This window comes from Bradyrhizobium sp. BLXBL-03 (genome assembly GCF_051853015.1).
Taxonomy (GTDB): Bacteria; Pseudomonadota; Alphaproteobacteria; order Rhizobiales; family Xanthobacteraceae; genus Bradyrhizobium; species Bradyrhizobium manausense.
Genome location: NZ_CP182470.1, coordinates 4,743,496 through 4,754,165 on the forward strand (window position 1 = coordinate 4,743,496; position 10,670 = coordinate 4,754,165).

General features: G+C 64.1%; 8 protein-coding genes. 2 read left to right on the top strand and 6 right to left on the bottom strand.

The window, feature by feature from the left end:
* Positions 1-36 precede the first annotated feature (36 nt).
* Entirely contained in the window at positions 37-738 is a 702-nt protein-coding gene (locus ACNJX9_RS22840; protein WP_439410110.1) for a redoxin domain-containing protein, read from the top strand.
* Positions 739-849: 111 nt separating this feature from the next.
* Entirely contained in the window at positions 850-2,211 is a 1,362-nt protein-coding gene (locus tag ACNJX9_RS22845; protein WP_439404269.1) for a peptidoglycan DD-metalloendopeptidase family protein, read from the top strand.
* Between the two features lie 37 nt (positions 2,212-2,248).
* Here ACNJX9_RS22845 and ACNJX9_RS22850 read toward each other — a convergent pair whose 3' ends face one another.
* The 6 genes from ACNJX9_RS22850 to ACNJX9_RS22875 all read right to left on the bottom strand — a co-directional run bounded on the left by ACNJX9_RS22850 (position 2,249) and on the right by ACNJX9_RS22875 (position 10,661).
* On the bottom strand, positions 2,249-3,484 hold the full coding sequence (locus tag ACNJX9_RS22850) for an ABC transporter substrate-binding protein (protein ID WP_439404270.1): 1,236 nt from the start codon (positions 3,482-3,484) through the stop codon (positions 2,249-2,251).
* A gap of 105 nt (positions 3,485-3,589) precedes the next feature.
* Positions 3,590-4,465, bottom strand: a complete 876-nt coding sequence (locus ACNJX9_RS22855) for a DMT family transporter (RefSeq protein ID WP_439404272.1) — start codon at positions 4,463-4,465, stop codon at positions 3,590-3,592.
* 28 nt (positions 4,466-4,493) lie between these two features.
* Positions 4,494-5,375, bottom strand: coding sequence for an NAD(P)-dependent oxidoreductase (locus ACNJX9_RS22860; protein WP_057744937.1), 882 nt, complete (start codon positions 5,373-5,375; stop codon positions 4,494-4,496).
* 2 nt (positions 5,376-5,377) lie between these two features.
* Positions 5,378-6,509 (bottom strand): peptide chain release factor 2 gene (prfB, locus tag ACNJX9_RS22865; protein WP_439404275.1). Its coding sequence is split into 2 segments (ribosomal slippage): positions 5,378-6,439 and positions 6,441-6,509, totalling 1,131 coding nucleotides; the frame shifts between segments, so codons are not numbered across the junction.
* 113 nt (positions 6,510-6,622) lie between these two features.
* Complete coding sequence (locus ACNJX9_RS22870; protein WP_057744931.1) at positions 6,623-9,130, bottom strand: penicillin-binding protein 1A; 2,508 nt, start codon at positions 9,128-9,130, stop codon at positions 6,623-6,625.
* Between the two features lie 232 nt (positions 9,131-9,362).
* On the bottom strand, positions 9,363-10,661 hold the full coding sequence (locus ACNJX9_RS22875) for an N-acetylmuramoyl-L-alanine amidase (protein ID WP_057744928.1): 1,299 nt from the start codon (positions 10,659-10,661) through the stop codon (positions 9,363-9,365).
* Positions 10,662-10,670 lie beyond the last annotated feature (9 nt).

A 10,670-nucleotide genomic window follows, 5' to 3' on the forward strand; every position in this document is an offset into this window, starting at 1 on the left:
TTGGTTGACCCGCCGAAAGCGACGAAAGGAAGGCGCATGTCCAAGAAATCCCGAAAGAAATCGTCCAAAACGCCCTCCGGCAGTTTGACCGCTAAAAAGAAGCCCGTGAAAACGCGGGCAACGACTCAAACGCGCAGCGCAAAGACACAGCCGGTATCGGCCGGCACATCAACCAGGACGGGCGCAAAGCCAGCATCGCATAAGGCCCCATCGAAACTGTTAAAATCTTCTGAAAAGGCCTCCAAGCCCGCGGCTACGGCTCCCGGCGCCAAATCCGCTTTGGCCGAGGGCCAGAAGGCCCCGGCGTTCCGCCTCCGTCGCGACGGTGGCAACGTCGTCACACTGTCGGATTACGCCGACCAGAAGCTTGTCCTGTTCTTCTACCCCCGCGCCGACACGCCGGGCTGCACCCGCGAGGCGATCGACTTCACGCGGCTCAAGGGTGACTTCGCGGCCGCCGGCACCGCGGTGCTGGGCATTTCGGCCGATCCGCTAAAGGCCCAGGAGAAATTCCGCGACAAGCACAGTCTCGGCATCCCGCTGATCTCGGACGAACACCATGAGATGCTGCAGGTCTATGGCGCCTGGGGCGAAAAGTCCATGTATGGCAAGACCTTCCTCGGGATTCTTCGCACCACGGTGCTGATCGGGAGCGACGGCAAAGTGGCCAGGATCTGGCGCAATGTGCGGGTCGACGGCCATGCCGACGAGGTGCTGGCTGCGGCAAGAAGTCTTTAACCAGCCCGCTAAAATCGAGCACTCCCGTTTCCGGAAAATTAACCATGATTGGCCCAGATTGCCGCGGCAGTTAAGCCGCAAGGAACCGTTCCGACCGGCGCGGGAGTGCCGATGTCGAAAAGTTCTGCCCAATATTCGCAGTACCCCCAGCATCATCCTCACGACCACGGACGGTCCTTTCACCGCCGCCCTGCTCCGGCAGTAGCTGCAGCGATTCCCCTCTCCGATACCGACGACGCCTACACCATCCAACATCACGGCAAGCAGGTTCGCCTCGGGCCCGTGGTGTTTTGGATCGTGGTCGGCACCGTCGTTCTGCTCGGGCTCTGGTCGGCGGCAACCGCCACCTATTTCGCTTTTCGCGACGACGTGCTGACACGGCTGATCGCCCGCCAGGCCGAGATGCAGTACGCCTATGAAGACCGCATCGCCGAGCTGCGCGCCAAGGTCGATCGCGCCACCAGCCGGCAACTGCTCGACCAGGAACAGTTCGACCAGAAGCTCGACCAGATCATGAAGCGCCAGACGGCGCTGGAGTCCCGGGCCACGGCGCTCGGCGCCATGCCCGATGTGACTGGATCGATCCCCCGCGCGGCGCCGCAGCGTGGCGAGGCGAACCAGACGACCCAGGGCACGCCCAAACCGTCGCCGATCAGCGACACCGTGATCTTCGTGGCGCCGCCTGACCGAGAGGCGCGGCTCGAATCGCGCGCACCTGCCGTGATCGCCCCGCCGGTCAATCAATTCGCCAAGAACCAGGGTTTTGACGATGTCCTGGTCCGGCTCACGAACGCGCTCGATCAGGTCGAGCGCCGCCAGGTCGCGGCGCTCAACGCCGTCGAGGAAGGCATGGATTCTCGGATGCGGCGGATGCGCGGCGTTGTCAGCGACCTCGGCCTGAACCTCGCCAGCCTCGAGGCCGCGGTGCCGCGCGCGCCGATGGGCGGTCCGTTCGTGCCGGTGAAGCTCACGGCGAACGCCGGCCCCTTCGAGAAGCAGCTCTATCGCATCAACGTCACCCGCGCCGAATTGGACCGGCTCAATCGCACGCTGGCGCAGGTGCCCTATCGCAAGCCTGTTGTCGGCGAGGTCGAATTCACGTCCGGCTTCGGCGTGCGCAGCGACCCTTTCCTCGGCCGGCCGGCAATGCACACCGGTCTCGACTTCCGCGCCGCGACCGGCGATCCCGCACGCGTCACCGCCAACGGCAAGGTGGTCTCGGCCGGCTGGTCCGGTGGTTACGGCCGCATGATCGAGGTCGATCACGGCAACGGTCTGTCGACCCGCTACGGCCACCTCTCCGAGATCAACGTCAAGGTCGGCGAGATCGTGAGGATCGGCCAGGTCATCGGCCTCGTCGGCTCGACCGGTCGTTCAACCGGTCCGCATCTGCACTACGAGACCCGCATCGACGGCGAAGCCGTCGATCCGCAGAAGTTTTTGCGCGCCGGTGTGCGGCTCAGCGCCGGTTAAGCCCCGCACGTCGGCTTTTCGCGCCGCCGACCTCTGATTACTGGCTGTGCTCGTGGCCGACCTCGCCGGTGATGACGTCGCCGAACAGCTCCCAAGCCTGTCCGTTGAAACGCATCAGCTGCATCTGCTCGATCGGGAAATAGTCATCGGGTGAGGTGTTGACCATGATGCCCGGCAGCATCAGGTCGGTGTGAAAGTTCTTCAGGCTGGCCGCTTGCTTCATGAGGTTGTCGCGCGTGAGATTGTCGCCGCACTGCCTCAGGACCTGCGCCATCGCCTCGGCCTGCACGTAGCCATAGAGGTTGTTGGCGTTGGCCTTGTCGCCATCAGGATAATACTTGTCCATGAACGCCCGCCACGCGATCACCGCCGGATCCTTGTCCCAGGTCGGATCCGTCGGATCTTTCAGATAAGCGGTCGAGATGATGTCCTTGGCATATTCGAGCCCGGCGGGCTTGAGCACCGAGGCGATCGACGTCGCGGTGTTGGCCAGGAAGAATTTGGGCTTCCAGCCGAGCTCACCGACTTTACGGATCGCCTGGGCCGAGCCCTTCGGCGCGGCCCATGAGAAGAAGATGTCGGCGCCCGAATCGTGCAGCGCGACAATCTGCGAGTCGATCGAGGGATCGCTGACCTCATAGGATTTGTCGGCGACGATCATGCCAGCCTTGTCGCCAAGGCCGTCTTTCAAGCCCTTGAACTGATCCTTGCCAGCGTCGTCGTTCTGCCAGAACACCGCAATCTTGCCATCGGGGAAATTGTCGAGGATGTATTTTGCGTAGATCCGCCCCTCGCTCTGGTAGTTGGGCTGGAAACCCATCGTCCACGGAAAATTCTTCGGGTCGCCAAACTTGGTGCCGCCGGAGGCAACGAAGAGCTGCGGCACTTTCTTGGCGTTCATGTACTTCATGATCGCAGAGTTCGAGGGCGTGCCGAGCGCCTGGAAGATCAGCAGCACCTCGTCGCTCTCGACCAGCTTGCGCGCCTGCTCGATCGCCTTCGGCGGCGAATAGGCGTCGTCATAGCTGATGAAGTTGATCTTGCGACCGTTGATGCCACCCTGATCGTTGATCATCCGGAAGAACGCCGCCTCGGTCCTGCCGATCACGCCATAGGACGACGCCGGTCCGCTATAGGGCATGATGTTGCCGATCTTGATTTCGGTGTCGCTGGCGCCGGGATCATATTTCTTCTCCGCCAGCGCCGGTGTCGCGGCGAGCGCGCCTGCAGCAAGCATAGCGAGGGCAGCGAGTTTCCTGCGACGACCCGGCATTGGTCTCTCCCCTATGTCGTTCTTGTTTTGGGGAGAGTGTCTCAAGGCGGCGGGCCGCTGGCAAGCAGCAGGATTTCCGCATCGCGAAACGGAACCGATCCTGACTCAGGGACGCCCGCGCGACTTGGTTTCTCCGACGATGTCCACAATCACCGCCCCGATCACCAGCGCCCCGCCGATCAGCGCATGCACGGCCGGCACCTCGCCAAAGGCGACCCAGATCCAGAACGCCATCAGCGGCGTCTCCAGCGTGGCAACCAGCGACGCCTGGCCAGACGGCAGCAGGCGCGAGCCGAGCATGTAGAAGGTCAGCCCTAGCGCGATCTGGAGGCAGCCGAACATCGCGAGGATCGCCAGGTCATGGCTGCCGACATGGGCGATGTCGTGGGCAAGCAGCAGGCTGACGAGGCTGCCGATGAAATTCGACAATGCCGCCGCCGCCACCATCGACGTCTCGCGATGGCGCCGAACGACCACCGTCATGGCCGAGATCGCGAACACCATGAGGCAGCTCAGCGTGAGGCCGCCGATGTCGGCGCCGGCTCTGATGCCACCGACTGTGACGACCACCCCCGCGAATGCGACGAAGCTCGCGATCAGGGTGCGCCGTGTCGCGGCTTCGCGGAGCCACAGCCATGCCAGCGCCGCCGCAACGAACGGCTGCGTCGCGATGAGCACCGCGACATTCATGACATTGGTCATCTGAAGCGCGGGAATGAACGAGATCATGCCGATGGCAGACAAGGAGGCGACCAGCAGACCGCCACGTCCCGGCACCACCAATTGCCGCAGCGCGCCCGGCCCCTGCATGAGGACGAGAAGCAGGGTGATGAGGCAGCCGCCGAACAACCCGCGCCAGAATAGGATGGTCCAGGAATCAAAAGGCAAGAGCCGCGTGAAGAACGGCGCCGTGCTCCAGGCCGTCGCTGCCGCGGCCACGAGGGCAATGCCGAGACCGCGTTCCGATCGAGGCTGCCCCATGTTGAATTCCAGTTAAGTCAAATTCCAATCAAGACGGCTGCTTCGGCCGCGACACCAGTTCGATCATCCGGCCTTCGTCGTCGTCGGGCATTGCGGCCTTCGCCCGCGCGTAAGCATCAACGGCGGCGCGTGCGACGAGCGGCTTGCCCGCGAGCAGGCTTTCGGCGAGCCTCACGGCATAGGCGGCATCCTTGTGCCGCAGCGCGGTCGTGAACGTCGCGCCGCTGAAATCGCGGGCGACCATGCGCCTGGAGTGGCGCTGAACCTGCGGGCTCGCGGCAACGCCTGATAGGATCGACTCCAGCACCAGCTTCATGTCGAGCCCGGCCTGCTCGGCGATGGCGAGGCCCTCGGCAAGGCCTGCGATCTGGATCGCGCCCATCAGATTGTTGATGAGCTTGTAGACCGTGCCGGAGCCGACCGCACCGAAATGCCTGATGGTCGAGCCGATCGGTTCGAGGAAGGGCCGCGCGCGCTCGAGGTCGGCCGGGTCGGCGCCAACCAGCAGTGTCAGCTTTCCGGCCGCTGCCGCATCCGGCAATCCCGTCACGGGGCAATCGATATAGATCAGGCCACGCGCGTTGAGCTCGCGGCCCATCTCGCGCGCGTGGTCATAGGAAATGGTGGAGCACTCGATGGCGATGGTGCCCGCCTTCGCGGCCTTGGCGGCGCCATTGGGGCCGAGCCAGACCGCGCGCGAGGCTTCGTCGTCGGCGACCATGGTCACCACGGCATCGGCGTCGATCGCGGCATCCTCAGGCGAGGTCGCCCATTTTGCGCCGCGCGCGATCAGGTCTTCCGCTTTGGCCTTGCTGCGATTCCACAGCGTCACCGTGAAGCCGGCGTCGAGATAGCGGACGGCCATGCCATGGCCCATCCGCCCAAGCCCGATGAAGGCCACGCGGGTCATCGCTAATCCACGTCCTCGACATCGCCTGCAGTGGTGCCGAAGGCGCGCTGCGCCAGGGTCGCGGCCATGAACTCGTCGAGCTCGCCATTGAGCACGCCCGACGTGTCGGAGGTCTGCACGCCGGTGCGCAGATCCTTCACCATCTGGTAGGGCTGCAGCACATAGGAGCGGATCTGGTGGCCCCAGCCGATGTCGGTCTTGGCGGCCTGGTCGGCGGCGGCCTTCTCCTCGCGCTTCTTCAGCTCGATCTCATACAGGCGCGCGCGCAGCATGTCCCAGGCCTGGGCCCGGTTCTTGTGCTGGGAGCGGCCGGCCTGGCAGACCACCGCGACGCCGGTCGGGATATGCGTCAGGCGCACCGCGGACTCGGTCTTGTTGACGTGCTGGCCGCCGGCGCCGCCCGACCGCATCGTGTCGGTGCGGACGTCGGATTCCTTGATGTCGATCTTGATGCTGTCGTCGATGACGGGGAAGACCTGCACGCTCGAGAACGAGGTGTGGCGCCGCGCGTTCGAATCGAACGGTGAGATACGCACGAGGCGATGCACGCCGGCTTCCGTCTTCAACCAGCCATAGGCATTGTGGCCGGAGACCTGGATGGTCGCGGACTTGATGCCGGCCTCTTCGCCTTCGGACTCTTCGAGATACTCGACCTTGAAGCCGTGATTCTCGGCCCAGCGCGTATACATGCGCAGCAGCATCTGCGCCCAATCCTGGCTCTCGGTGCCACCGGCCCCGGCATGGACTTCGAGATAGGAATCGAAGCGGTCGGCCTCGCCCGAGAGCAACGCTTCGAGCTCGCGCCGCGCGACTTCCTTCTTCAGGTTCTTCAGCGCAGCTTCGGCTTCGGCCACGACGCCGTCATCGCCCTCGGCTTCGCCGAGCTCGATCATGCCGACATCGTCTTCGAGCTCCTGCTCGACCTTGCCGATGCCCGAGAGCGAGTCCTCCAGCGAGGTCCGCTCCTGCATCAATTTCTGGGCTTTCTGGGGATCGTTCCAGAGGTTGGGATCTTCTGCGAGCTTGTTCAGCTCAGCGAGGCGCGCCGTCGATTTCTCGACGTCAAAGATGCCTCCTCAGCAGCCCGACTGACTGCTTGATCTCTTCTACCAACCGCTCAATTTCGGGGCGCATGTCGTTCTCTGGTTTCGCGGAACTGGTTCCGCGCACAATTGAGACCGGGATGTAGCGGCGGCGGCTGCAAAGCGCAACCGCCGGAGCTGCGATCGTCTGTCTTATCCGCTGGCCTAGTAGAGCCCGCCGGTGCCGGGCCGCATGAAGAAGCCGGAATCCGGCGCCTGCTGCGGCGGCGACACGCCACCGCGTCCGTCGGCATCGGCGACGCCAATGACCGAGTAGTTATCCGGCGGCGCCGTGCCCGGCTTGAAGGCCTCCAGGATGGTTCCACCGGTCTCGCCGGGACCGGCGCGCATGCCGGTCTTGGCAACGACGCGAACCAGCTTGATGCCGGCCGGAACCTTGAACGGGACCGCCGGCTTGTCGGCGAGCGCGAGCTTGAAGAAATCGCGCGCGATCGGCGCCGAGAGATGGCCGCCGGTCGCAGCATTGCCTCGGCCGAGCGGACGCGGCTTGTCGTAGCCCATGTAGATGGCGACGGCGACATCGGGCGAGAAGCCGACGAACCAGGCGTCCTTGGCCTCGTTGGTGGTTCCGGTCTTGCCGGCGATCGGCTTGCCGACCTCCCTGACGACTGTCGCGGTACCGGCCTGCACCACGCCTTCCATCAGCTCGGTGATCTGATAGGCGGTCATGGCATCGAGCACCTGCTCGCGACGGTCGATCAGCTGCGGCTCGGGCTGGTTCTTCCAGCCGCCGGGCGCATCGCAGCCGCGGCATTCGCGCTGGTCATGCTTGAAGATGGTGTGGCCGTAGCGGTCCTGGATGCGGTCGATCAACGTCGGCTTCACACGACGGCCGCCATTGGCGAGCATCGAATAGGCCGTGACCATGCGCATCGCCGTGGTTTCACCGGCGCCCAGCGAGTAGGACAGGTAATTGGGCAGCTCGTCATAGACGCCGAAGCGTCGGGCATATTCGCCAATCAAGGGCATGCCGATGTCCTGGGCAAGCCGCACCGTCACCGTGTTGCGCGACAGCCGCAGCGCATTGCGCAAGGTCATCGGCCCCATATACTTGCCGGCATCGAAGTTTTCGGGCCGCCACACACCTGCGCCCTGGCCCTGGTCGATTTCGATCGGCGCATCGAGCACGACCGTCGACGGCGTATAGCCGTTGTCGAGCGCGGCCGAATAGACGATCGGCTTGAACGACGAGCCGGGCTGCCGGTAGGCCTGGGTGGCGCGGTTGAACTGGCTCTGGTCGAACGAGAAGCCGCCGACCATCGCGAGCACGCGGCCGGTCCAGGGATCCATCACCACCATGGCGCCCGAGACTTCGGGAATCTGTCGCAGGCGATACTGGCCTTCGACCGGTTGTCCTTCCTTGCTGTAGAGCGGATCGGCATAGATCACATCGCCAGGCTGAAGCACCTGCGCTACAGACGTCGGCGTCTTGCCCTTGAAGTTGCCCTGGGTCGGCCTCGCCCAGCGCACGCCGTCGACCGTAATGAGGCCCGTCTCGCGCTGCTTGCTGACGGCACCGCCAAGCTCGCGGTTCGGCTGGAAGCCGATGCGCGCCGACTGGTCGCTGGTTTCCAGCACCACCGCCATACGCCATGGCGAGATGTCGGAGAGCGACTTGATCTCAGCGAGCTTCACGCCCCAATCGCCCGAAATATCGAGCTTGCTGATGGCGCCGCGATAGCCCTGCTGCTCGTCATAGTTCACGAGGCCGGCGACCATGGTCTTGCGCGCCATGACCTGGATCTTCGGATCGAGCGTGGTTCGAACCGAGAGGCCGCCCTCGTACAGCTTCTTCTCGCCATAGCGCTCGAAGATGTCGCGGCGGACTTCCTCGGCGAAATATTCGCCGGCGAAGGTGTGGGCACCATTGGAACGGCTGGTGACGACCAAGGGCTCCTTGCGCGCCTTGTCGGCGTCAGCCTGCTTGATCCAGCCGTTCTCCTGGAGACGGTCGATCACGTAGTTGCGGCGCTCGATGGCGCGATCGCGGTTGCGCACCGGATGCAGCGTCGCCGGCATCTTCGGCAGCGCCGCGAGGTAGGAGGCCTCAGCCACGGTGAGCTCATTCACCGACTTGTCGAAATACACCAGCGAGGCGGCGGCGATGCCGTAGGCGCCGAGGCCGAGATAGATTTCATTCAGATAGAGCTCGAGGATCTTGTCCTTCGAATAGGTCTTCTCGATGCGCATCGCGAGCAAGGCTTCCTTGATCTTGCGCGAGAACGAGACCTCGTTGGTCAGCAGGAAATTCTTGGCGACCTGCTGGGTGATCGTGGAGGCACCCTGCGGACGGCGGTTGGAGCCGAAGTTCTGGAGATAGAGCACGCCGGCGCGCGCCATGCCGGTGTAGTCGATGCCGCCATGCTCGTAGAAATTCTTGTCTTCGGCGGCGAGGAACGCGTTGATCACGAGCTTCGGCACCGCCTGGATCGGCAGGTACAATCGCCGCTCCTTGGCGTATTCGCCGAGCAGCGAGCCGTCGACCGCGTGCACGCGGGTCATGACCGGCGGCTCATAATCCTGGAGCTGAGAGTAGTCGGGCAAGTCCTTGGAGAAATGCCAGATCAGGCCTGCCACGGCACCGACACCGACAAGGAACACCACCGTTCCCGCGGCGAACAGGAAGCCCATGAACCGCACAAGCAAGCGCATTATGTGTTTATCCGTTTAATCCCAGGATCAGCCCAAGCCGCCTAAACAAGGCGCCCCAAACGGGCGCCGTCCTCACATCGCGAATTCACCGGCCTACCCAATACCATCGATGCCGGACCGAAAGACGCTTGCCGAACGGGATTCTCGTCGATTCCGGAACCCCCTGCCTCGTTTTTATAAGGCGCCCGCTGTGGCCAAACTAGGGCTTAACAGCTGACTCGCCATTCTCTTCTTAATTGCTGGCCCCCGCCGTCGCCATCCGCTTGGCCAGGAACGTGTCGATCGCCTGGGCCATCGAGCCGACGGCTTTGGACCGCCAGCCCTCGGAGACGAGATGCTCGAGATCGCCCTTGTTGGAGACGTACCCGATCTCGACCAGCACGGAGGGCACGTCGGGCGCCTTCAGCACCCGAAAGCCGGCCGACTTCAGGGGATGCTTGTGCATCCGCATGGTCGTCTTCATTTCGCTCATCAGCAGATGGGCAAAACGGCTTGAAAAGGTACGGGTTTCCCGCTGCGTCAGATCGATCAGGATATCGGCAACGTCGGTCGGCTCTTCCGCCAGGTTGAAGCCGGCGATGGCGTCGGCGCGGTTTTCGGCATCGGCCAGGCGCTGCGCTTCGGCGTCGGAGGCCTTGTCCGACAGCGTGTAAATGGTTGCGCCCTGGGCATCGCCCTCGGCCTTCGGCAGCGCATCGGCGTGGATCGAGACGAACAGCGCGGCATTCAGATTGCGGGCGACCTTGGGCCGGTCATTCAGCGGAATGAAGGTGTCGTCGTCTCGCGTCATCACCACCCGGTATTTGCCTGATTTTTCCAGCCGGTCGCGCAAGGCGAGGCCAAAGGCCAGCACCAGATTCTTCTCGCTCTCACCACTCGACTGGGTGCCATTGTCGATGCCGCCGTGGCCGGGATCGATCACGACGACCGGGCGGCCGTCCGAAGGTGCACCCGGCTTCTGCTGCGCTGATTCGGGCGCGGCGGGAAGGGTTGCCGGGGGAACGACGGCGATCGTCGGCCGCAGCTCGGAGCGATTTTCCGGCGGGGGAGTTTGCACGAAGGCGGCGCGGTCGACCTCCTCGAGTTCCAGCACCAGCCGGGCTGGCTGGCCATTGGCCGCATCGAGCACGTAGGAATTGGCGATCTTGGCCGGCCCGGTCAGGTCGAACACGATTCGGGAGCCGCCAGGCATCACCAGCCCGTACCGGAAGGCCTTGACCAGCCCTCGCCCGGCTCCTGTGCCCGGTGCCAGCTGAAAATTGACCTGGGGAACATCGACCACCACCCGGTAGGGATCGGCGAGCGTCGTGGCGCGGAAGGTCACGGTCTGGTCGAGATCGAGAATGAAGCGAGTCTGCTTGCCGTCACCGGCCAGGCGCGCGGCTGAGGCGACAGGAAAATTTGCTGCCGCTACGGAGGGCCGCGAGGGGCTTTCCGCCGCGTTCAGGCGCGAGGAATCGGCGCATGGCAAGGCCGAGGCGCATAGAAGCGCAAATCCCAGCAAAACCCGTTGATTTGTGCGGCTCGCCACCGAATCCGT

Bases quoted from the DNA above. Each gene is read 5' to 3' on its own strand.
- ACNJX9_RS22850 (WP_439404270.1), bottom strand. From the start codon at position 3,484: ATGCCGGGTCGTCGCAGGAAACTCGCTGCCCTCGCTATGCTTGCTGCA.
- ACNJX9_RS22845 (WP_439404269.1), top strand. From the start codon at position 850: ATGTCGAAAAGTTCTGCCCAATATTCGCAGTACCCCCAGCATCATCCT.
- ACNJX9_RS22860 (WP_057744937.1), bottom strand. From the start codon at position 5,375: ATGACCCGCGTGGCCTTCATCGGGCTTGGGCGGATGGGCCATGGCATG.
- ACNJX9_RS22870 (WP_057744931.1), bottom strand. From the start codon at position 9,130: ATGCGCTTGCTTGTGCGGTTCATGGGCTTCCTGTTCGCCGCGGGAACG.
- ACNJX9_RS22855 (WP_439404272.1), bottom strand. From the start codon at position 4,465: ATGGGGCAGCCTCGATCGGAACGCGGTCTCGGCATTGCCCTCGTGGCC.
- ACNJX9_RS22840 (WP_439410110.1), top strand. From the start codon at position 37: ATGTCCAAGAAATCCCGAAAGAAATCGTCCAAAACGCCCTCCGGCAGT.